The 19,506-nt window shown below is 39.9% G+C and carries 31 protein-coding genes; 24 read left to right on the top strand and 7 right to left on the bottom strand.

Annotated elements, in window-relative coordinates; all coding sequences use genetic code 11:
- Positions 1-12: 12 nt before the first annotated feature.
- Together JZ787_RS00595 and JZ787_RS00590 are read right to left on the bottom strand one after the other, a co-directional pair.
- Positions 13-318 carry a hypothetical protein gene (locus JZ787_RS00595; protein ID WP_346311406.1) on the bottom strand — a complete coding sequence of 102 codons (306 nt, stop codon included), beginning with the start codon at positions 316-318 and terminating at the stop codon, positions 13-15.
- Positions 318-746, bottom strand: a complete 429-nt coding sequence (locus JZ787_RS00590; protein WP_346311405.1) for a hypothetical protein — start codon at positions 744-746, stop codon at positions 318-320. The genes JZ787_RS00595 and JZ787_RS00590 overlap by 1 nt, the downstream gene beginning before the upstream one ends.
- A 187-nt stretch (positions 747-933) precedes the next feature.
- Between JZ787_RS00590 and JZ787_RS00585 the strand changes: the two genes are divergently transcribed.
- Positions 934-1,176 carry a hypothetical protein gene (locus tag JZ787_RS00585; protein WP_346311404.1) on the top strand — a complete coding sequence of 81 codons (243 nt, stop codon included), beginning with the start codon at positions 934-936 and terminating at the stop codon, positions 1,174-1,176.
- On the opposite strand, the gene JZ787_RS00580 is transcribed toward JZ787_RS00585, so the two are convergent.
- The 5 genes from JZ787_RS00580 to JZ787_RS00560 form a co-directional block, all read right to left on the bottom strand.
- Positions 1,173-1,373: a hypothetical protein gene (locus JZ787_RS00580; protein WP_346311403.1), complete on the bottom strand. Its 201-nt coding sequence runs from the start codon at positions 1,371-1,373 to the stop codon at positions 1,173-1,175. The two genes, JZ787_RS00585 and JZ787_RS00580, sit on opposite strands and share 4 nt — an antisense overlap.
- A gap of 133 nt (positions 1,374-1,506) precedes the next feature.
- Positions 1,507-2,454 carry a hypothetical protein gene (locus JZ787_RS00575; protein WP_346311402.1) on the bottom strand — a complete coding sequence of 316 codons (948 nt, stop codon included), beginning with the start codon at positions 2,452-2,454 and terminating at the stop codon, positions 1,507-1,509.
- A 203-nt stretch (positions 2,455-2,657) separates the two neighbouring features.
- Positions 2,658-2,966 (bottom strand): hypothetical protein, encoded by a 309-nt coding sequence (locus tag JZ787_RS00570; RefSeq protein WP_346311401.1) that lies wholly within the window; start codon positions 2,964-2,966, stop codon positions 2,658-2,660.
- Positions 2,967-2,993: 27 nt separating this feature from the next.
- The gene (locus JZ787_RS00565) at positions 2,994-3,209 is read right to left on the bottom strand and encodes a hypothetical protein (RefSeq protein ID WP_346311400.1); all 216 of its coding nucleotides are present in this window, start codon (positions 3,207-3,209) and stop codon (positions 2,994-2,996) included.
- A gap of 2 nt (positions 3,210-3,211) precedes the next feature.
- Positions 3,212-3,922 (bottom strand): S24 family peptidase, encoded by a 711-nt coding sequence (locus JZ787_RS00560; protein ID WP_346311399.1) that lies wholly within the window; start codon positions 3,920-3,922, stop codon positions 3,212-3,214.
- 116 nt (positions 3,923-4,038) lie between these two features.
- Here JZ787_RS00560 and JZ787_RS00555 point away from each other — a divergent pair, with 116 nt between their 5' ends.
- The 23 genes from JZ787_RS00555 (at position 4,039) to JZ787_RS00445 (ending at position 19,493) form a co-directional block, all read left to right on the top strand.
- On the top strand, positions 4,039-4,287 hold the full coding sequence (locus JZ787_RS00555; protein ID WP_346311398.1) for a hypothetical protein: 249 nt from the start codon (positions 4,039-4,041) through the stop codon (positions 4,285-4,287).
- 58 nt (positions 4,288-4,345) lie between these two features.
- Positions 4,346-4,846: a phage regulatory CII family protein gene (locus JZ787_RS00550; protein ID WP_346311397.1), complete on the top strand. Its 501-nt coding sequence runs from the start codon at positions 4,346-4,348 to the stop codon at positions 4,844-4,846.
- Positions 4,847-5,076: 230 nt separating this feature from the next.
- A complete protein-coding gene (locus JZ787_RS00545; RefSeq protein ID WP_234951820.1) occupies positions 5,077-5,526 on the top strand; it encodes a hypothetical protein in 450 nt (149 codons plus the stop codon).
- Positions 5,523-5,831: a hypothetical protein gene (locus JZ787_RS00540; protein WP_346311396.1), complete on the top strand. Its 309-nt coding sequence runs from the start codon at positions 5,523-5,525 to the stop codon at positions 5,829-5,831. Before JZ787_RS00545 ends, JZ787_RS00540 begins: the two co-directional genes overlap by 4 nt.
- Complete coding sequence (locus JZ787_RS00535) at positions 5,828-6,775, top strand: helix-turn-helix domain-containing protein (protein WP_346311395.1); 948 nt, start codon at positions 5,828-5,830, stop codon at positions 6,773-6,775. Before JZ787_RS00540 ends, JZ787_RS00535 begins: the two co-directional genes overlap by 4 nt.
- Positions 6,772-7,029 (top strand): hypothetical protein, encoded by a 258-nt coding sequence (locus tag JZ787_RS00530; RefSeq protein WP_339400589.1) that lies wholly within the window; start codon positions 6,772-6,774, stop codon positions 7,027-7,029. Before JZ787_RS00535 ends, JZ787_RS00530 begins: the two co-directional genes overlap by 4 nt.
- The gene (locus tag JZ787_RS00525; RefSeq protein ID WP_346311394.1) at positions 7,026-7,241 is read left to right on the top strand and encodes a hypothetical protein; all 216 of its coding nucleotides are present in this window, start codon (positions 7,026-7,028) and stop codon (positions 7,239-7,241) included. The genes JZ787_RS00530 and JZ787_RS00525 overlap by 4 nt, the downstream gene beginning before the upstream one ends.
- Positions 7,238-7,426, top strand: coding sequence for a hypothetical protein (locus JZ787_RS00520; RefSeq protein ID WP_259233564.1), 189 nt, complete (start codon positions 7,238-7,240; stop codon positions 7,424-7,426). Before JZ787_RS00525 ends, JZ787_RS00520 begins: the two co-directional genes overlap by 4 nt.
- 28 nt (positions 7,427-7,454) lie before the next feature.
- Complete coding sequence (locus JZ787_RS00515) at positions 7,455-7,832, top strand: DUF559 domain-containing protein (RefSeq protein WP_346311678.1); 378 nt, start codon at positions 7,455-7,457, stop codon at positions 7,830-7,832.
- Positions 7,829-8,317, top strand: a complete 489-nt coding sequence (locus tag JZ787_RS00510) for a hypothetical protein (RefSeq protein WP_346311393.1) — start codon at positions 7,829-7,831, stop codon at positions 8,315-8,317. Before JZ787_RS00515 ends, JZ787_RS00510 begins: the two co-directional genes overlap by 4 nt.
- Before the next feature lie 153 nt (positions 8,318-8,470).
- On the top strand, positions 8,471-9,931 hold the full coding sequence (locus JZ787_RS00505) for an AAA family ATPase (RefSeq protein WP_346311392.1): 1,461 nt from the start codon (positions 8,471-8,473) through the stop codon (positions 9,929-9,931).
- Between the two features lies 1 nt (position 9,932).
- Positions 9,933-10,490, top strand: a complete 558-nt coding sequence (locus JZ787_RS00500; protein WP_346311391.1) for a hypothetical protein — start codon at positions 9,933-9,935, stop codon at positions 10,488-10,490.
- Between the two features lie 141 nt (positions 10,491-10,631).
- A complete protein-coding gene (locus tag JZ787_RS00495; protein WP_346311390.1) occupies positions 10,632-11,108 on the top strand; it encodes a hypothetical protein in 477 nt (158 codons plus the stop codon).
- Positions 11,068-11,709 carry a putative metallopeptidase gene (locus JZ787_RS00490; RefSeq protein WP_346311389.1) on the top strand — a complete coding sequence of 214 codons (642 nt, stop codon included), beginning with the start codon at positions 11,068-11,070 and terminating at the stop codon, positions 11,707-11,709. Before JZ787_RS00495 ends, JZ787_RS00490 begins: the two co-directional genes overlap by 41 nt.
- A gap of 59 nt (positions 11,710-11,768) precedes the next feature.
- A complete protein-coding gene (locus tag JZ787_RS00485; protein WP_125273674.1) occupies positions 11,769-12,245 on the top strand; it encodes a DUF2280 domain-containing protein in 477 nt (158 codons plus the stop codon).
- On the top strand, positions 12,223-13,749 hold the full coding sequence (gene terL / locus JZ787_RS00480) for a phage terminase large subunit (RefSeq protein WP_346311388.1): 1,527 nt from the start codon (positions 12,223-12,225) through the stop codon (positions 13,747-13,749). Before JZ787_RS00485 ends, terL begins: the two co-directional genes overlap by 23 nt.
- 10 nt (positions 13,750-13,759) lie before the next feature.
- Entirely contained in the window at positions 13,760-15,034 is a 1,275-nt protein-coding gene (locus JZ787_RS00475; RefSeq protein ID WP_346311387.1) for a DUF1073 domain-containing protein, read from the top strand.
- Complete coding sequence (locus JZ787_RS00470) at positions 15,015-15,899, top strand: phage minor head protein (protein ID WP_346311386.1); 885 nt, start codon at positions 15,015-15,017, stop codon at positions 15,897-15,899. Before JZ787_RS00475 ends, JZ787_RS00470 begins: the two co-directional genes overlap by 20 nt.
- 103 nt (positions 15,900-16,002) lie before the next feature.
- Positions 16,003-16,431 (top strand): hypothetical protein, encoded by a 429-nt coding sequence (locus JZ787_RS00465; RefSeq protein ID WP_346311385.1) that lies wholly within the window; start codon positions 16,003-16,005, stop codon positions 16,429-16,431.
- A 53-nt stretch (positions 16,432-16,484) separates the two neighbouring features.
- Entirely contained in the window at positions 16,485-17,663 is a 1,179-nt protein-coding gene (locus JZ787_RS00460) for a DUF2213 domain-containing protein (RefSeq protein WP_346311384.1), read from the top strand.
- A gap of 15 nt (positions 17,664-17,678) precedes the next feature.
- Positions 17,679-18,149, top strand: a complete 471-nt coding sequence (locus JZ787_RS00455) for a hypothetical protein (RefSeq protein WP_346311383.1) — start codon at positions 17,679-17,681, stop codon at positions 18,147-18,149.
- Positions 18,150-18,155: 6 nt separating this feature from the next.
- A complete protein-coding gene (locus JZ787_RS00450) occupies positions 18,156-19,112 on the top strand; it encodes a DUF2184 domain-containing protein (RefSeq protein ID WP_346311382.1) in 957 nt (318 codons plus the stop codon).
- 12 nt (positions 19,113-19,124) lie between these two features.
- Positions 19,125-19,493 carry a hypothetical protein gene (locus tag JZ787_RS00445; RefSeq protein ID WP_346311381.1) on the top strand — a complete coding sequence of 123 codons (369 nt, stop codon included), beginning with the start codon at positions 19,125-19,127 and terminating at the stop codon, positions 19,491-19,493.
- The last annotated feature ends 13 nt before the right edge of the window (positions 19,494-19,506 follow it).

Raw genomic sequence — 19,506 nt, 5'->3', positions numbered from 1 at the left:
TCAAATTTCCCCTTATGCCCAGAACAGTGAGCCTTTAGCTCGTTTAAATGATTTTGGATAAGTACGTGTGAGTGATTTCTGAAGACGAATAGCCATGGTTTTCCTTTGCTGAAAAGCTCGTTCACGTTCAAAGTTTTCACGGATCCAAGGTTTAGCAGCATGAACCTCAAGCGTGATTAACTGTTCGGTACCATCCTTATTGGCCACATAGATATGGCGACCTTTTTCAAAGTAGGTTGAATGACCGAGACGCATACGAATGTTGCCTTCGTCATCTTGGCTGATGAACTCAGAAAACTTTTGAGTAGAAGTAGTCATTAGCCTGCCTCCACTAAACGGTGTTTTTCGATATAGCCTTTGATGAGGGCATTGAAGTTCTGATGGTCAATGTGATCTGTGAAGTCGTTATATGGATTGCCTAAGGCATCTGAAACGGTCACTTTGTCTAGATTGGTTACGTCTACAGCAGTGAATTCACTACCCGGTACGCCGTAGCTGTCTTCAAATGCTTCAACTTCAAAGCGTGCAGTAACACGGAAACCATCTAAACGAATAACAGCTTCGCCGTGGTTTTCACCAGTCATATGTAATGCAAGGAGTTGATATTCGGATGGGGCTACGTTGGCAACTATTGGTTGTGCAGCTTGTGGTGCTGTTTTAAACCCACAGCTAAGCACGCCTATTGTTACCGCAGCTACACCAAGAGATATCTTGATGGTATTGAAAGGGGATAAGGTTTTGTTCATAATTGATCTCGCAATTTGCAAAAGCCCTGATAGCCGTCCAAAGTCATCGGGGCTTTTTAATGTCTGTGAGATATAATTTAGTATTTACTAAATAATTAGTCAATAGTTATGCTAAATAAAATTAGTAAAAAATTTAGTAAATGATAAGATAGACAAAAGAAAACCCAACATCAAAAAGGTGATGAAAATGAATCTTTCAGATGAGCTACTTGAATGGCGCAAGCAATTTGTTGAAAAACTATTGCTGAATGGCGTGAAGCCTGAGGATTTAGAAAAACAGGTGGATGCGGCAGAAATAGCAATATATGGAAAACAAATTGCTGCCGTAACTCTTGAGGTGCCGTTTAAATACGCAGCAGAATTAAAAGCCATTCTTCAAGATTTCTCAAAGAAGAATGGTTGCTATGTTACAGCTAAGACTTGTGATTAAAACGTGCGCGATCCAGCTGTGGATGGCTTTAAGGGCACTCGATTTTTACTAAGCTCAGCCTTAATTTCAGCAAGGCTTTCGTTGTATACCTTGATCCAAGTTTCAGCACTTGTTTTATCAATAATTAATGGGTCAAAATTTTCAATTGTGGCTTTTGTAAGCTCTAACGCTAGGGCTTCTATAATTTCAGGTTTCATATTTTCTCCGATATTTATGAATGATTGAGAACAATGTTGGTGCAGAGTCTCAACTTCATAATATCAGGGAAAGTATGGATTTTTTAAAAAGAAAACCCACCGCCGGGGTGGGTTGGGAGGAGTTAATAGATTATTAAATTCCTAAATTTTCCTGCTCTTTTTTTATTATTTTGTGTTCAATAACTTTAATTACTTCATAGTCTGATTTGAGTTTGTTGTGAGCAATTGTTTGCACGGTTTTTAACTTAACTTTCAAAATATCACCTTTTCCAAATCTCAACTCTCCAGAATCAATTTTTGCAAGGAAGTCTTCATCCGTAATGTTTGCATTGAAGAAAAATTTACCGTTACTGAATTTCCATTTGTTCTTTTCTTTAAACGAAACTGATTCAATTTGAATATACGTTTCTGAAATTTCAAAATTCAAATCATCTTCAATTTCTTGATACTGGAAGAAATCAACATCAGCTTTGTCGATGAGTAATTCAACCTGATCTTTGTCTTCATCTCTGACAACGTAAAAAGAATCAATACCATCTTTTGATAGCGGCTCAAGCATTTTATTAATGTCGGACGCTATAGCCTTATTTCGATATAATCTCAATACGCGCTTATCAACTAATTCAAATTCAGTTTCAGAATAATAGACTTTAACACCATCTACATCCTCCTCAACTTTAACCGGTGGTTTTCCTTTTAGGTTTTGATAAAGCTGTATAAGCCCAGACTTAGACCCTTTAAACATTCCAATTAAAGCCAATAATCCGCCAGCATTTGCAAGTGCTGTAGCATTTGGGCCAGTAAGAATGTCTCTAATTTGGTGATACCAAGTTAAAATCTCATGAAACTCAATACCGAAGCTTCCAGCTTTAAAATTAGCTTTAACTTTTAGCTCTATTTTTAGCTTATCACCATTGATTTCCTGATTTGCATGAATAAGAAGGTCGCTAATAGCCATCATTGCAGGTGCAAGATCTCGCACATCCATGAGATGCTCATCTAAGGCACTACCATCATAAACAACATGGAATTTCTCTGTCATATCTTCATCATCAATCAGTTCTGCGCTGGTTATTGTCATAGTTTAACAGTCTGCATTTTTAGTTTCATTATGAGTTTGACAACAGTTGTCGCACCCTTTCATCCGATCTCTTCTAAGGAGCTGCGTCGGGTTCGCAATTTAAAAAATCATTGAAGCCCAACAAAGGGTAACAGCAACAAGGAGCATACCTAGTTTCATGTAGTCAAATTTATTCATCTTAGGTTCTTCTTATTAACCTTAAATCACGCTTGGGTTTCAGAATATTTTCCTAAAAAGTCATCTATCCAACCTTGCGCCGCTTCAAGATTGGTTATATCAGCTAGTTTTAGATTAGTGCTTTCTGCTTCGTTAAAGCCTTCAATAATCGCTTCAAAGATATTCACTTCACCAATGACCTCGTGTGCTATTTCCGCAGGGTCGTAGCTTTGTTTGGCTTTTTTGAGCGAGGCGATTTGTTTATCAATTCCTGCACCAATTTTTTCTAATGCTAATTTAAATTCTTGACGATTAATTGTTAGCGCAGTTTTGGATTTATTAAGTGTTCCGATCATTATGCTTTCCTTCTTTAAGGGTTTTTATTACACAAAAAGCTGAATTCTTTTAAATTTCTTATTCATCTCAATTTGGCTTTTATAGAATTTATCTTTATCAATTGCTTCAATAAAATCTTTAAAGGTACTAGCTTCAAGAAGTCTATAAATAAACCTCTCACCAGTCCTAAGCACTACAGTTAATAAGAAGTGTTGATAAAGCACGTAGCTGATATTGCGAGAATTTACTTCAATTCTTTGCATGTTTAGTATTTGAACTTCCTATTGTGAGCGACAACAACGCCAATAATTGAGATATCTATTTGATTTGAGTTAAGCGTTGGGAAGTCTGGATTTAATGGAACGAGCTCAATGACATCAACGCCAAACTCATTGATACCAATTACACGATATTTTTTAAAGGTTGTTCTTGCTTCGCCGTGTTTTATCTCTTGAGCAATGACAAGGGCACCCGGTTTAGCTTCAAGAGAACCATCTACCACAATCTCATCACCTGGTTGGAATTCTGGAGACATGCTTGTCCCTTCAACCTTTAGAGAAAACACACACTCAGGACGCGCACTCTTATATGTTGTCCAGCTAGTACCTAATGGATTTAAGCCATCATAACCAACATCATGTAACAAACCAGCCTGAACATAATCCAACAAAGGAATTGCCTGTAAAGGGGTATCGAGTGGGGAAACATTGCTCTCAAATTTATTACTTATAGCTGAACTCGTCTCAAGATCTTCTGAAATTTCATCAAGTAACCCCTCAGCCCATCCCACCTTTTTTTCGAGGTTTCTCGCTGCGCGTTCCCCAAAGCTCCCATGCCCATTTATGAGCTGAGAGATATGACTAGCATTTAAATCATAATGCTCGCAAAAAGAGACATCTGACTTAAAACCTAATTTTTTATTAGCAGCGTCAATAGCTGTGCGCAAGTTTCTGCGTCTAAGTGCAATTTTATCCATATTTAGTATTTCACATAGTTTTTAGTAAAAAGTAAATTCGTAAAAACTAAAGATTCATTGACAGGAGTAGTAATTAAAATTAGTATTTACTAAATATATTTATTAAGGAGATTATTATGTCTTCCTCAAATGTTGTGCTGCTTAAAAACTACCTTTTGGGACTCACATCCGAAGAACGCGAAGCATTTGCCAAAGAGTGTTCAACAACTGTTGGAAACCTTCAACAAATTATTTACGTGAACAAAAAATGTGGCGCACCTCTAGCAATTCGCATTGATAAAGCTAGTAAGGGAAAAGTCCCTTGCGACTTGTTATGCCCAGAAGCTGACTTCGACTATTTAAGAAATCAACCTATTTCTGCATAACCAATTATCACTCGGTTAAAGTTTTATAGAAACGTGAAACAAATCAAGGATTTCACAAATGCAAGAAATAACACTAAGCCGTGAAGCTCAAACGGCAATTTTTAAAATGATTAACCAGACGCAGGGGATTTCACCAAAGGAAATTGCTCAGGTCACTGGTGATTCGCATAACACCATATGCAACTACGGAAACGTTGGGATGCCAAATCACTTACCGAGCTTAAAGAAGCTTGAAACTATCATGATGTATACGCAGAACCCTGAAATTTTAAAGGTGTGGGCGCATCAGCTGGGTTATGCACTTGTGCCAGTGGATTGTGATGCCAGCAAACATCATGAACTTTCAATCTTTGAAGCAATGATGCAGCACAACATTAAGAGTGGGAAAGCAAACCGAGTTGTGTATGAGGCTTACGAGGATGGGGTGATTACACCAGCGGAATACGAAGAGATCCACCAAATTACCCAGGGCTTGATCGAGTTGATTACCGCCGTGGATCAGGCAGCACTTAAGCAAATGCAGAAGTACACGGCAAATGCTCAAAAAGAAAAAGCCTGATCTTGGGGACCAGGCTTTTCATATTCATCAACTTTAGAGGTGTTAAATGAATAGTTTAAACTTAGCACAATTTTTAACCAAAAAAAAGCCTGAGTTTGACGTCAGGCTTTTAAAGATATCCAACCATGCGGAGTCAGATATGTATTTGAATCTAGCACATAAATTGGGCAAAAAAAGCCTGATCTTGGGGATCAGGCTTTTTCAGCATTCATTACTCTAGGATGGAATAAATGAACAATCAAAATTTAGCACAAGATTTAACTAAAAAAAAGCCTGAGGCTCGACTCTCAGACTCTCTAGTTCAAAAACATTCTAGTGGAATTGAACATAGATCTGAATCTAACACACCAAACAGGCAAAAAAAAGCCCGAGAGTTGAGATCGGGCTTTAGTATTCAATTCAGAGGGTACACTTTCATGAATGACGCGAATTTAGCACAACAAGCCCTTGAAGACAATATAGATTTTTTAATCGGTGATGCTGTTGTACTTAATGAAGTCATAGGTAACTTCGATGAAATTTATAACGTTGTGGAAGTCTATGAAAACACCGTGGATGTGTATATCGGTATTGGCATTTTAACCCTAAACAAAAAGCTTGTTCGTAGTGCTTCAACTATTGAGCTCAATGCAAAACGCCGTCTCACTCTAGCTGAACAATCCTTAGCGGAGGTTCCATGATTACCAACAAGGCCATTCAAAAGAAGCCTGAGCATAAACAGGTGATTGAGCTCCAATCATGGTACGAGCCAGCACTACGTACATTAGATGGATTGTTGGAGATCCGTAGGGCGAACCTACGCAAAATCAAAGGTGATGAAAAGAATGCTGCCGTCACCCGTGACGAATTTATAGAAATGCTGATCAATGAACATCGCATTTCAGCTTGGTATGCAGGTGAAATCATTTCAAGCCTGCATCGAGCAGGACTGATTTTTATGTTTGGGCGATTCATTCAGATGAATGAAGAGGTAGGTGAATTGTGAGCTTAGATGCAACGATTTGGGTGTGGAAAGTACGCCAGAAACAAAAGAAAGGCGGCAGTTTAAAACCACTTAAAAAGCTCGTTCTTTTATCACTTGCCGACCGAGCAAGTGAAGATCATTGTGCCTATCCAAGCATGGCGCGGTTGGTGGAAGATACCGAAATGGACCGTAAAACTGTGCTTAAAATCATCGAAGAGCTGATAGAAGATGGCTTAATAGTCGATACAGGTGAGCGAAAAGGGCGCACAAAACAGGTCAAAGTTTATCAATTATTGGGTGTAAAGGGTCGGGAAACTATCCCAACAACGGTAATCTTAAACACTGAAGATAGTGATTTAAAGAGTCCCAACAGTGGAACAGTTCCAACAACGGAACAGTTCCAACAATTCCATGAAAGAGTCCCAACAATTCCGCTAAACAGTCCCAACGTTGGGACACGGAATCTTTCAAAGAATCTCTCATTAGAATCTAAAAATAAAAAAGACTGGCTTTGCTCAAAAAAACTTCGTGAAGAAATTACTTTGGCCGATGACAGCATCGAACCAGAAACCCTCATGACAGCGAAATGGGTGGAACGAGAAAAACGCGCCTTTGAGATTTACAACCAAGATAAAACCATTTGCGATGAACTTTTGAATTTCTACTTTGCCGATTGGCTGCTGCATGCATACCGAACCAAGTACTCCCAAGAAACCAAAACGGGATACGGTAAAACACCTGCAGCAGAACCTAAGCAGCTCACTGAAAAACAAATCTCGGCGTTTGCACAGAAACTTGCCCATCACCCAGAGTTTGCGAGTAAGCACAGCGCACCGGGTGATTCATACGAACAACTGGCATCACGAATCAAAATCAAGTTGATGAACCCAGCACAGGCGAAGAAATGGGAAACATACCTCAAGCAGGTTGGCTTTACTGGAACGCTTATGGGGGCTACAGCATGATCAAGCCTATTCGCAAAAAGCTGAAGTTTGTACACGCCTTTGATTGCTTTGCTCAAATCATTGGACTAGCACTTAAAACAAATGGGCGAATTTGGTCAAAGGAAGTAAGTGAGCAAACGGGTGTATGTATTCGCTCAGCACAACGTTATTTGGCTCAACTTGAAGATTATGGATATTTGTACAGCGATAAAAATACGCCATGCGGATATCGGCCTACCGCGAAAGCCAAACAGTTGTTTGAGGTGAAGGGATGAAATTAAAAGTTGGTGATTTGGTTGTTCCTTATGACGAGGCTGAAGCAAAAAAACTAGCTAATTGGAATCCTCAAGGTGATTTGAAAGTCATTTTAATAAGTATTGGTAAACGGTCTAAAGAAACGATTGTAACGGCAGCGGATGAGCGAGGCGTTCGATATTACTCATTACATATGGCGTTCAAAAAAGTAAATGTTGCGGGTGGTGTATGAGCGAATTCGAAGAAGTTGGGAAATGGTCGTGGGAGGTTCAGGTGGAACAACAAGCCAGAATTGATGAGTTGCAAAAGCGGATTGATTCAGCATTAAAGATTACATCAAAAATGGCAGCTGCCACTAATGCTACAGCTCTGTGGGCATATGACTTGGATAAAGCCCTCCGAGGTGCCAGTGAGTAGCAGCTACTCCATTGCTGAATACAAAAAGATGATCGGTGCGAATAAACCTAAAAGAGGCTCTAAGCGCCCAAAGTTTAAAGGTGAAAAGGTACAGAGTGAGGGTGAGGTGATATTGGCCACAGCCCTGAGGGCTTTAAAGATTGAGTTTGAGCAGGAGTTTAAGTTTCACCCTACACGTAAATGGAGAGCTGATTTTCATTTGAAGGGTAAAAAGATATTGGTCGAAGTGGAAGGCGGGATCTGGAGTAATGGTAGGCATACAAGGGGAAAGGGGTACTTAGCAGATTTAGATAAATACAACGCAGCAACAATGATGGGTTATCAGGTAATACGGTTTAGCACCGAGCAAGTGAAAAGCGGCAAAGCGATTGAGCAAATAGAGAAGATGGTAGGGGATTTGGGATGACGGCAGCAGTAACGATTATGCAAGCGACAGATTGGTCGAAATACAGTTTTGAAGAATGGTGTCGTCAGCTTGGAGCTTGGATAAATGGCGACAATGAAACCTTGGTAATGGTTGTTAAAACTATGCCAACAAAAAGAATAACGCAGCAACAGCGTGAACGTCTGCTTGCAATGTATATGTCCGATGAGACTCTTAGAGATCGCCTATGCGTACGCCGTAAAGGAACATGCTGCCAATTAGACTGCAACGAAGCACGTGCAATTCAAAGACTCTTTCTTGATATTCAACTTGTAGAAGATGTAATCCTTCAGGAGTGGATATCATCAATTTGGTCTCATCATGTGATAGGCAATTCATTGCGCGATATAGCTGTGAGTAATGAGACATCAGTGAACCAAATTCGCCAAGATTTAAAATGTGGACTTGCTTATATCAAAAGCAGACACCCGCATTTTGTATTTGAAACTTTTAAAAAAACCGCTTGAGTGTGCGCACGGGGTATGGCATATTTATGATACGTTGGAGAATTTATATATTTTAAATAGCTTCAAAAGCTCCAATTGGAGCTTTTGTTTTGACTAAAATAGAGACTATAAAATTATTATCATAATCTAGAGTAATGTTATCGGAATTTTTTTATGGTAGCATCACCTATATGCAAATGGGTGTTTTTTAAAAAAATTATGAAATTTCAAGTTGAAGTTAAAAATTTCGGTAAAATTAAGGATGCTCGTGTCAATTTGGCTCCTTTTACTGTAATTTCTGGAACTAACTCTTCAGGTAAAAGTTTTTTGTCGAAAGCTTTATACACATTTTTTAGTACTATTAATAAAGATTATGTGACACTTGAAGTTAAAAAATTATTTAACTCAATTTATGGTCTTTCACACTATGGTTTCCATGTCACAAAAGATCCAAGTTCTAGAATTAAAGAAATTAATGAAATTTTGGAAAGTCAACTGTTAGCCTTAGATAATTCAATTAATTCCACTTTTGGTGGAGCAACTTTTTTGGAGCAACATGCTAATAATTTAAATATTGCTAGCAAGGTTGAGTTAATTGAAGACACAATACAAGAATTGCAGCTAGAGTTAAAAGATAAAAAGAAATATTCTGATTATTTGGAAAGAGTTTCTTTATCATTAAAGCAAATAAAAACCCTTAAAGAAGCTGTAAAAAATCCAGCAAGAATTCTTACAAGAAAGCTTGATGAAGAATTTAAAAATAATTTGAAAGAAAACTTTCAGGTTTTATCGCTTATAGACTTGATATCAAATAACTCAAAAGATGAATTAATTGAATTTAAGATTGATGGATTGGGTGAAATTAAAATTGATAAAGAAGCTATTAACTTTAATTTAAAGTCTGATGCAATTGCGGAATTTCAATCTTTACATAATGTAGTTTTTGTTGAGTCTCCAATATATTGGAAGTTGCGCAAACCCTTGATGGAGATTCAAAGACGAGCAAGAGGAAATTCATTATTTAGCTTTAAACAACCTCAATCTGAACTAACAGGTGTTCCAAAGTTTTTTTATGACCTTATGGAACTTTTGAGTTTAGATATCAAGGCAAATGAAGAGGTTTCCAGCTTTTCTAATGTTATCCAAGATAAAATAAATGAAACTTTATCAGGAGAGCTTATTATCTCTGATACAGGTGAAATTTATTTTAAAGATAAAGGGTGCTCTAAAAATATTAATTTAAACCTAACCGCAACTGGTGTTACTAATTTAGGCATAATTGGTTTGTTGGTAAAGAAGAATATTATTGCTAAGGGCAGCTATGTTTTCATTGATGAACCTGAAGTAAATTTACATCCAGCTTGGCAAAAAATAATGGTAGAAAGCCTTTATGATTTAAGCACAAATGGAATAAATGTAGTTATCGCTACTCATAGTATTGATATGATTAAATATATTGAAAATATTATGGGTGACTTGAGTGATGAACAGATTAATAAGCACTTTGCAATTAATAGGTTGTCTAATGATGGGATATCTATTTCAGAAAATCTAACACCCAAGGACTCACTTTTAAAAATTAAAGATGATTTGGGTGAATCATTCTATAATATGGTGCTGGAGTCAGGGTGGTAGTATGCGTTGCATTAGCACTTTTTTAGAAAGTATAGATCATGAAATGCCTAGATTTAATGAACTCAATGTTAATAGGGAAGCGTTTAAGATTGATGGGAATTGCGGGATTAAAGTTCATTGTGAGAAGAGGGAGTTAAAATCTGTTGATTATTTTGATAACCACCCAAGAAATGGATTTTTGTATTTAGAGTTTAGCGATTTAGTGGCTAACGATGAGTTTATTGCTAGTAAAATTCAATCTATTGAAAATGCTGAACTTCCATTAAAGTTAACAAAAGAACTTAGAAAAAATTATTGTAATGCAATTCACAGAGAGTTGGTTCAGAAAATCAAAGATACACTACATTTGAAAACATTAATGAATACTTATATTGAGAATATTCCCGATTATTTTCAAACCTTAGGAAAATTTGTAATTGTAATAGCTCCTGTGGAAGAGGGAAAACGGGCTGATGTAGCGATATGTGTTGATCGATGGAAAACAGCAATCATGACAAGCATGCCAAAAGGAATGTTTGGTGAGGTTATGTTTGTAACATTAGATGATTTCTGTGCTTAAATATTAAGAGTTACTCTTTAGTATAGTTTTTACTTTTTTATTTTCAATATTTAGGTTTACATTGACTAGCCTGAAATAACTTTAATAGTAAGAATTTTTAATAAAAACCACCTTCGGGTGGTTTTTTAATGGGCGCAACACATGAACGCAGACGACTATTTTTGGAAAACCAAAAAGCGCCCACCTAAAACGAAACCACGCTCTAAACCTTTACCTAAGGCAAAAGATGCATATTTAGAAGCGGAAGAAGAATTTGAACATGCTTTAGGTGTGCTAGGCATCAAATATGAAAAGAAATTCCAATTTAAATCTACCAAGCACTGGCGTTTTGATTTCCATTTAATTGAACATCGAATCTTAGTTGAGATTTCGGGCGGGCCTTGGTCTGGTGGTCGTGGTGGGAAATTGGCGAATAAGGCTTGGAGTTTAGACCGATACGATGACGCTGCCGAGATGGGATATACCGTAGTTCGTATTGAGTCAGCCAATCGTTACAAAATTGATGAATTTGGGCCGCTTCAGATTGAATCTAATTTCTCATCGCAATGGCTGAAAAACTTAAAGAGACAGATATTCAATGGAACAGATCAGACCATTCCCACCGACGGATCTCATTGATCAGGCTGAGGAAGAAGAAGCAATTCGCCTTGCGCCCGCCGTGGAATTAAAAGAATGGGTGATCAAAAACTATTTGACCATTGGTGGCCAGCTCCACAATCCAGATCATGACCATCTCTCTGAGTTACTTCATGATGATGAAACTTTTTTAGCATTTGCTTGGGCATCATCTGCATGCATGGCTAAAAAGCGCATGGTACTCGGTCAATGTGAAAAAGTAATGTTTAACCAAGGTGGTTGGAAGAAAGCCCGGCAGGAACAGCAGATGCGCGACTGGTTTGGTTGTGTGCCTGTTTATCTAATCACTATAGATGCATCATTCTGTGAGCAAGCTTCAGATCATGACTTCTGTGCCTTGATAGAGCATGAGCTTTATCACATTGGTGTAGAACGTGATCAGGACGACGAAATCATGTATAGCGAAAATACGGGCTTACCTAAACATTACTTAGCTGGTCACGATGTTGAAGAGTTCTATGGTGTCGTCAAACGCTGGGGTGCAAGCGAAAGTGTTAAGCGCTTAGTTGAAATCACAAAGAATGCGCCGTTTGTATCTGATTTTAATGTGTCTGCGTGTTGTGGGAACTGTGTGATTAATTGAGCCTTTGGGCTCTTTTTATTTGGCCGTCTTCTTTGACGTACTTTGACGGATAGAAGGAAATGGCTACTTTAAATAAAAAGCAAAAACTCTTTATTGTGCGGTCACTTGCACAGTTTAATACACCTCAGGAAACCGTACTGCTCGTCAAAGAAGAATTTACGATTGATGTAAGCCGTCAGCAGTGTGAAGCTTATGACCCAACCAAGCGCGTTGGCAAAGACTTAAGCGCTGAACTAAAAGCTGAATTTGAGGCTACCCGTAAAGATTTTTTAGAAGCGCCGCAAAACATTCCAATTGCTAACCTGACTGTTCGATTGCAGAGATTGGAAAACCAATACCAAAAGCATGGCAAAAACCGAGTAGCAGCGCTAAGCATTCTCAAGCAAGCAGCTGAAGATATGGGTGGTAAATATACCAATAAGCAAGAAATTACAGGCGCTGGTGGTGGCCCATTGCAGAGTGAAAACGTCACTCCTGTGACCGCTACTGATGAGCAGATAAGGCAGGCAATAAATGAACTCGAGAGTGAATATTGATCCTGTAAAACTTAAAGCAAAGCGTATGAAGTGCGAGGATGAGCACCTGTTTTTTACACGTGCATTCTTTAAGCCCCGCATGGGATTTAAGTTCTCAGTCAATTGGCATCATGAATATATGGCTTGGGCGATTGATGAGGTTATTGCGGGGCGGATTGAAAACCTCGTAATTAATGTTCCTCCTGGTTCAGGTAAAACCGAACTGCTGACCAACTTGATCCCGCGCGGTATTGCACGGAACCAGCGTTCAAGATTCTTATATTTGTCATTCTCGCAATCACTTGTAGAGGATGTGTCATCTACAGCACGAAACATCGTTAAATCGGCAGATTTTCAAGGCTTATGGCCAGTGAAGATCTCAACCAATACCGATGCTAAGGCCAGTTGGAAAACGACTGTAGATGGCTATGAAGCAGGGCATGTTTATTCTGCTTCGATGGGTGGTCAGGTTACGGGCCGCCGTGCAGGTACATTGGCTGATAATGGATTCACAGGTGCAATTATCCTAGACGATCCGCTCAAGCCTGAGGATGCATTCAGTAAGACGGCACGTAACAAGGCTAATCGTAAAATCCTAAACACGGTCAACTCACGTAAGGCTAAGTCATCAACACCAATTATTTTGATCATGCAGCGTCTACACGTTGAGGATCCGACTAACTTTGTGATGACGGGCAACGTGCCAGGTAAATGGCATCAGATCTCTATACCGGCATTGATTGATGACGATTACATTGAGCGTCTACCTGAGCACATTCGCAAAAAAGTTCCATTAGATGTTGAGCGTGATGAAAAGGGCCGTCAAAGCTATTGGCCACTGAAAGAATCACTGCAGTCACTGCTGCAGTTAGAGAAAGGTGGACAGGACAAAGACGGTGCTACGGTATCTCGTTACACATTCAGCAGCCAGTATCAGCAAGAGCCTAAAAAGCTCGGTGGTGATCTGATCAAGTCTGAATGGTTTGGGCGTTATGCTGAATTGCCACCATTGCGCTGGCGTGCGATTTGGGCTGATACCGCGCAAAAGGTTAAAGAGCATAATGACTTTTCAGTGTTTTTATGTGGTGGTCTTGGTTATGACGAGAAGTTCTACATCATCGATGTACGCCGTGGTAAATGGCTAGCCCCTGAGTTGATTGAGGAAGCTGAACGATTTATCAAGAAACATCACGTAGATACGCCAGCACTCGGTGCATTGCGTTATATGGCTATTGAAGATAAAGCCTCAGGCACAACGCTAATTCAAACTGTATCCCGTAAGACTACATTACCAATTCGTGCCATTCAGCGTAATACAGACAAGCTCACTCGAACTATGGATGTTCAATTTTATGTTGAAGATCAACGTGTAGTGCTGCCTGTTGATGCGCCGTGGTTGTTGACCTACCTTGAAGAAGTTGAGGGATTAACAGCGGATATGACACATGACCACGATGACCAGTGGGATCCAACCATTGATGGTATCAATGACACATTGGTGAATGGTTACTCGCTTTTAGATTAGGAGATTCAAATTGACAGAGCAAACAACTCAAGTTGATGTGATCGATGGCGCTTATGTCAATTTTGTATCTAATTTAAATACAGATCGGGACAAAGCAAGCCATGGTACATTCCAAAAAATTAGTGTACCTGATGACCAAATTGAAGCGGTTTATCAAGATTGGTTGGCTAAGAAGATTATCAATCGCCCTGTGCAGGATATGCTGCGAGCAGGGTGGTATTTCACTGGAATTGATGAGGACCAAAGCCTTACTTTACAGGCTGAAATGGCACGGGTGAAATTGGTTGATCGCCTATACAAAGCGCTTATCTGGATGCGTAAGTATGGAAAATCTTATTTATTGCTTGGTATGGCAGATGGTAAGCCATTAGATCAACCTTTAGATTTAAGTGTCTTGAGTCGCGGACAATTACAGTTCATCACAGTACTGAAGCATAGCGAGGTAAGTGCGTTGACCCACGAATACTTACCACTCGAATTAACTGCAGGTGAGCCATTCCAGCCGAAATACTTTGAATATAAGCAACGAAACAACAGCAAGATCAAAGTACATTCTTCACGCTTGATTAAATTAGCCAACGGCGAGGAAGAGGAATCAGCGCTATTGCCGATTTACTACACACTAAGAAACTTTGCTTCGACGAATGCTGGTGCAGCAAGTTTGGTGCATGAAGCTAAGATTGATGTGATTAAGTTCCCTGGTCTGATGGATGCTATTAAAACCCGAGCCAAGGACGTCTTGGAGCGTTTTGGTGCGGCAGCATTAATGAAAAGCTTAAACGGCATGCTGGTGATTGATGCAAACGAACAGTATGAATCCAAGTCATACACCTTTGGTGGTTTGCCTGATCTCATGCGCGAATTCTCACAGCAGACTGCAGGCGCAGCCGACATGCCTTATACGATTCTTTTTGGGCAAACCACATCAGGTCTAAACAATTCCGGTGAATTTGATTTACGTAGTTACTATGACCGTGTAAATACCGAACAAAACTGGATGTTGACGCCTTTGTTGGATCTGTTAATGCCGGTGCTATATCGAAATATTTATGGTCAAGCACCATCAGGTATGAAGATTCTATTTAACGCTCTTTGGCAATTGGATGCTAAAACACGGTCTGAGATCGAGAAGAATAATAAGGAACGTGATGAGGCTTATTTAGAGCGTGGAATCATCACAGATGCACAGGTTGCTAAGCAGCTTCGAGAGGATAAGGTGTATGACTTCCTAACGGATGAACACATCAAAGCATTGGAGCTAACGAATGAAGATCCATCTGATTAGCCCATTGCTCACGCAAGCAGCTCAGAAGAAAAAGGGACGTAAGGCCAAAGCAAAACCAATCATTCGATCTAAGAAGATTGAAATTGAATACTTAAGCCAGTTATTGGGAATCACAAACCAATGCCATAAAAGCATTATCGATTCAATTGTCCCAATCCTGAGGCAACAAAGAATTAGCGATAGTCAAAATATCCAAGTGTCTGATGGCATCTTGGATATTTTTTTAAGTGCTATGGCTGCGCTACGCTCAAAAATGAGTAGTGTGGTCGATACCGTTGCATTGGACATTGCTAGACGTGTAGTGGAGCAGAATAAGGCCAGCACAGACAAGCAATTGGCTTTGATTATCTACAAATCAACAGGCATTGATCTATCAAGCCTGATGAATAGTGAGGATTTAGCTGAAGCAGTTGTAGAAGCCATTGCTGCCAATGTTGCTTTGATTAAATCACTACCATATGAGCAATTAGATCAGGTAGAGAAGATTGTTTTAAATGGCCTGCAATCAGGTCAACGTGCTGAAAGCATGGTTGAGGCTATCATGGCACTCGGAACCAAAACTGAACGCCGTGCTGCGCTAATTGCACGTGATCAGGTGGGTAAGATCACCAGTCGTTTAACGCAGATCCGTCAGCAGAAGATGGGGATCACGCATTATTACTGGTCATGTAGTCGAGATGAGCGTGTTCGTCCGTTGCATTATGCGCGGCATAATAAGTTATTTGCGTGGAGTAACCCACCAGATGATGGACATCCCGGTATTCCTATCAATTGTCGATGTGTAGCGATTCCATATATTGCACACTTGTTTAATCCAAATGCACCAACACCTGAAGAGATCATGGAGTTACAAATAGCGGCTTAATGATATAGGTTGGTACGATTGAATTGATCAGTATTATCGACATAAGCTTCAGAAAAAATAAGTTATTATTGTTTCAGGAAAAAAATTAACCTAAGGATAAATAATGAAATTAACTGAAATAAAAGACCTATTGACATTAAATGACCAGTGGCACCAATTTGATGACTCTACGTTATATCACCCAGATGATATTTATCTGGGAATTAAATTAAAAGATCTAAATGATGGGGAGCCGGTTTCTGAAGTCATTAGGGGATCCACAATTAATTTGATCAAAGAGAGGGTTAATTACAGAAGAATGTCTAAAAAGATGGCTATAGTCGAATATGATGGTCGGCCACTTTTTCAATTCAAAGTGTTCATTATCCATATTGAAGGAAGAGATAAGCACAAGGGAGTTTTCTCTGAGATCTATATTCCCGAATCTGAAGACAACGCAAATTATAAACGACCAGAAATATCCAATGCTATTTTAAACATTAACACGTCAGAACTAGCGGAATTGGTTTGGGCGCATCTCAAATATAAGTAACATTCAATTGAATAAAAAACCCACCATCTGGTGGGTTTTTTATTGGGCAAAATATGAAAAAACTCTTTCATTTAAAAATTGGTGACTTTGCTCCCTCGCAATCATCCCGAACCCTCTCTCAAGAGGGTTTTTTATTGTGTGTTGGAGCTAAATTAGCCAAGGCACCACAGGTTCGCAATTATTACCCAGAAGAATTTGGCGGTATCGAAGGCTTTAAAGAGGGATTTGCCTTTGGGGTATATACCTCAGCAGAAGAGCTCTTTAGTAAAGCAACGATTTCAAGTGCTGAAGGTAAAGACGCAACAAACTCACATCCACCTGGTAATCAAGTCAATGCTGCAACTTGGCAGGGCTACAGCATTGGGGATCTAACCAATGTTCGTGAGGAAGATGGCTATTTGGTGGGTGATTTACTTATCAAAGATAAGAATGCCATCGAGCAGATTCAAACCAATGAAAAAATTGAATTATCACTTGGTTATGCAGCTGAACTGATTATTGAAACAGGTGTGGCACCTGATGGAACGCCGTACCACGCTGTATTTAAAAACATACAAGTCAACCATGTTGCGCTTGTTCACTATGGTCGATGCGGTGGTGATTGCCGTGTTGGCGATCACAATCCAAACCCGGAGAAAACAATGAAAATCATCGTTGATGGAATTCCATTTGATGTTGCAGACAATGAAGCATTAGCTGCTGCACTCAAGAAAGAGCAGGATCAATTGGCAAATTTAAAAGCGGCCAAATTAAAAATTGGTGATCAGGAGTTTTCAATTGCGACCGAGCTAGATGCCGTACAAGCTGTGGCCGATCAAATGGTCACATCCAACAAACAGATGGCTGAAAAAATTCCAGAGCTCGAAGCCAATCAGGCAACACCTGAAAAATTGGAAGCAATGGCAGCTGATCGAGCAGCCGTGATTCAGGATGCTAAAAAGTTAGATCCAAATATCAAAACAGATGGTTGCACGTGTGAGCAGATCAAGCGTGAAGTGATCAAAGCGAAAGCAGGTGATGCACTTGTGACTGCAGTACTCGGTGGTGTTGCTGTAGGAGATGCAGCAGTTGATCGCATTGATACCGCTTTCCGCGCGTTAGCTGCAACTACAGGAACGATGAATCCCGCAAATCAATTGTTCCAGCCAACATCAACACCAACACAAGTTGGTGATGAAAACAAAAACACTCAGCCAAAATTAGAAAAATGGCAACAACCACTTTCACCTTAAAAGAGGGAGCCTGATATGGTTCAAAAAATTACCTCACGCCCAGGTCAAGAGGCGTATTTAACAGGGCCAAATGAAACCCTTTCCATCCCAATGATTGGCGCCAGTGTTATCTCTGATGGTGATGTGGTTGTTCGTACCACTGATGGTAAATCAGTTGCACTAGTTTCAGGTGCTACACCGACACGCTTCGGAGTAGTTGTGCGAAATGGTGTAGGTAAATCAGGAAAAGATACTGCTGGAAATGAGGCCTATCAATTAGGTGACATTCTACCTATTAAAACCATTGGAACGATTTGGGTGAAGCCTAACGCTCCTGTAACGGACATTACCGCAAAGGTATATGTCAAAACAGCAAACGGTACCACTGGTGCACCTTTAGGTTCGCTTTCAAGCACAGCGGCAGATGGTACCGAATTTCCTAATGCATCATGGGAAACCGTGACTAATCCTGAAGGTTTAGCAATTCTTCGTCTTCGCGGGGCATAAGACAATATGAAAAATTTACAAGCACGTTTATCGCCAGTTGCTGGTGTGATTCAGGCCTATGTTGGTGATGCATTTAATCTGCAAAATTTGGTCAACTTGTTTACTCAGGTTGAGACCATTAATGAAACTGATGCCCAGCTTGCTGAGGCTTCAGAGTATGAAAAATTCATCCCTACCAAGCCCACTAATAATGTTGTGGGTGGTGGTGAGGTCCTAAAGCGCCAGCGTGGTATCGGAAAAGGTAAACGACACGCGGGTACAGGTACTGATATTCCTTTGGCAGAGGTTGAATACGATAAGGTATCGCTTGAGGTTATTGGCGGTACGATTGGCTATCAGTATTCAATCTTTGAAATTGAAACCGCGCTTAAAGCAGGTATTCCACTAGACTCAGATAAAGCGCAAGCAGCTCAACTCGCATCTAAAAAGCACTTAAGCGATGTTGCTTGGGAGGGTGAGGGTCAAGCGAAAGGGTTTTACAACCAAAGCGGTGTAACAGTGATTGCGGCTCAGCACGATTGGGCAACAGCGACAATTGATGAAGTGCTTGAAGATGTGAACGCTGTGCTTACACCAGCGCTTACTGCTTCACAGTTTGATGATCCCGCAACACCGGACACATTCTTGTTACCAGCTGCTCAATTCCTCATTCTTGCAGGGCGTTTCCGCTCAGCAACTTCTGATAAAACCTTCCTTGAGGTTGTAAAGGAAAAGAATGTCTTTGCGATTGCGGGTAAAAAGCTCGAATGGGGCTCAACAGATCGTATTGACGGTAAAGGCTTAGCAGGTGCTGACCGCGCGATTATTTATCGCCGTGATCCATCATGCATTCGTTTTCTTGCTGATGATGTGCAGTTCTTGGCTGCTCAACCTGTAGGTGTCGATATCAAGATCCCTGGTCATTATAAATATCAAGGCGTTTGGTTAAAGCGTATTGATTCAATGAAATACTTGGACATTTAAGGAATTAATCACATGCCAAAATATACATACAGCGATATGTTAAAAACCTCTGATCCAGCTGCATTGGTACTCCCAACCAAACCACGCATTGTTTTAGACAAAGGCGTAGAAACCGAAGTTTCCCAGGAAGATCACGACAAGCTTGTGAAGCATAAAATCATTGGTGCGCTGATTTCATTGGGTGAAATTAAGGTGGAAGGCGCGAAAGCGCCAAAACCTGAAAAAACAGCCGAAGAAATCACTGCTGAAGCGGCTGCAAAAGAGTTAGCCAAACAGTTAAAGGCTGTACGTACTGCCTTGACGAAAAAAGGTGTTGAGTTCTCTGAAGATGAAACATTGGAAGAACTTGAAGCCAAACTTGCTCAGTCAGATACCGCTTAATAACAGGCAGTTC

The sequence above is a fragment of the Acinetobacter sp. BWR-L5 genome, assembly GCF_039655985.1.
GTDB classification, from domain to species: domain Bacteria; phylum Pseudomonadota; class Gammaproteobacteria; order Pseudomonadales; family Moraxellaceae; genus Acinetobacter; species Acinetobacter johnsonii.
The sequence above is the reverse complement of the archived record's forward strand: the minus strand, read 5'-3'. Positions and strand labels throughout refer to the sequence as shown.

Bases quoted from the DNA above. Each gene is read 5' to 3' on its own strand.
- JZ787_RS00545 (WP_234951820.1), top strand. From the start codon at position 5,077: ATGAACAATCAAAATTTAGCACAAGATTTAACTAAAAAAAAGCCTGAG.
- JZ787_RS00500 (WP_346311391.1), top strand. From the start codon at position 9,933: ATGCGTTGCATTAGCACTTTTTTAGAAAGTATAGATCATGAAATGCCT.
- JZ787_RS00580 (WP_346311403.1), bottom strand. From the start codon at position 1,373: ATGAAACCTGAAATTATAGAAGCCCTAGCGTTAGAGCTTACAAAAGCC.
- JZ787_RS00525 (WP_346311394.1), top strand. From the start codon at position 7,026: ATGAAATTAAAAGTTGGTGATTTGGTTGTTCCTTATGACGAGGCTGAA.
- JZ787_RS00590 (WP_346311405.1), bottom strand. From the start codon at position 746: ATGAACAAAACCTTATCCCCTTTCAATACCATCAAGATATCTCTTGGT.
- JZ787_RS00560 (WP_346311399.1), bottom strand. From the start codon at position 3,922: ATGGATAAAATTGCACTTAGACGCAGAAACTTGCGCACAGCTATTGAC.
- terL (WP_346311388.1), top strand. From the start codon at position 12,223: ATGAACTCGAGAGTGAATATTGATCCTGTAAAACTTAAAGCAAAGCGT.
- JZ787_RS00465 (WP_346311385.1), top strand. From the start codon at position 16,003: ATGAAATTAACTGAAATAAAAGACCTATTGACATTAAATGACCAGTGG.
- JZ787_RS00550 (WP_346311397.1), top strand. From the start codon at position 4,346: ATGCAAGAAATAACACTAAGCCGTGAAGCTCAAACGGCAATTTTTAAA.
- JZ787_RS00530 (WP_339400589.1), top strand. From the start codon at position 6,772: ATGATCAAGCCTATTCGCAAAAAGCTGAAGTTTGTACACGCCTTTGAT.
- JZ787_RS00565 (WP_346311400.1), bottom strand. From the start codon at position 3,209: ATGCAAAGAATTGAAGTAAATTCTCGCAATATCAGCTACGTGCTTTAT.
- JZ787_RS00520 (WP_259233564.1), top strand. From the start codon at position 7,238: ATGAGCGAATTCGAAGAAGTTGGGAAATGGTCGTGGGAGGTTCAGGTG.
- JZ787_RS00490 (WP_346311389.1), top strand. From the start codon at position 11,068: ATGGAACAGATCAGACCATTCCCACCGACGGATCTCATTGATCAGGCT.
- JZ787_RS00510 (WP_346311393.1), top strand. From the start codon at position 7,829: ATGACGGCAGCAGTAACGATTATGCAAGCGACAGATTGGTCGAAATAC.
- JZ787_RS00505 (WP_346311392.1), top strand. From the start codon at position 8,471: ATGGTAGCATCACCTATATGCAAATGGGTGTTTTTTAAAAAAATTATG.
- JZ787_RS00455 (WP_346311383.1), top strand. From the start codon at position 17,679: ATGGTTCAAAAAATTACCTCACGCCCAGGTCAAGAGGCGTATTTAACA.
- JZ787_RS00495 (WP_346311390.1), top strand. From the start codon at position 10,632: ATGAACGCAGACGACTATTTTTGGAAAACCAAAAAGCGCCCACCTAAA.
- JZ787_RS00460 (WP_346311384.1), top strand. From the start codon at position 16,485: ATGAAAAAACTCTTTCATTTAAAAATTGGTGACTTTGCTCCCTCGCAA.
- JZ787_RS00445 (WP_346311381.1), top strand. From the start codon at position 19,125: ATGCCAAAATATACATACAGCGATATGTTAAAAACCTCTGATCCAGCT.
- JZ787_RS00570 (WP_346311401.1), bottom strand. From the start codon at position 2,966: ATGATCGGAACACTTAATAAATCCAAAACTGCGCTAACAATTAATCGT.
- JZ787_RS00470 (WP_346311386.1), top strand. From the start codon at position 15,015: ATGAAGATCCATCTGATTAGCCCATTGCTCACGCAAGCAGCTCAGAAG.
- JZ787_RS00595 (WP_346311406.1), bottom strand. From the start codon at position 318: ATGACTACTTCTACTCAAAAGTTTTCTGAGTTCATCAGCCAAGATGAC.
- JZ787_RS00555 (WP_346311398.1), top strand. From the start codon at position 4,039: ATGTCTTCCTCAAATGTTGTGCTGCTTAAAAACTACCTTTTGGGACTC.
- JZ787_RS00540 (WP_346311396.1), top strand. From the start codon at position 5,523: ATGATTACCAACAAGGCCATTCAAAAGAAGCCTGAGCATAAACAGGTG.
- JZ787_RS00585 (WP_346311404.1), top strand. From the start codon at position 934: ATGAATCTTTCAGATGAGCTACTTGAATGGCGCAAGCAATTTGTTGAA.
- JZ787_RS00575 (WP_346311402.1), bottom strand. From the start codon at position 2,454: ATGACAATAACCAGCGCAGAACTGATTGATGATGAAGATATGACAGAG.
- JZ787_RS00485 (WP_125273674.1), top strand. From the start codon at position 11,769: ATGGCTACTTTAAATAAAAAGCAAAAACTCTTTATTGTGCGGTCACTT.
- JZ787_RS00450 (WP_346311382.1), top strand. From the start codon at position 18,156: ATGAAAAATTTACAAGCACGTTTATCGCCAGTTGCTGGTGTGATTCAG.
- JZ787_RS00515 (WP_346311678.1), top strand. From the start codon at position 7,455: ATGATCGGTGCGAATAAACCTAAAAGAGGCTCTAAGCGCCCAAAGTTT.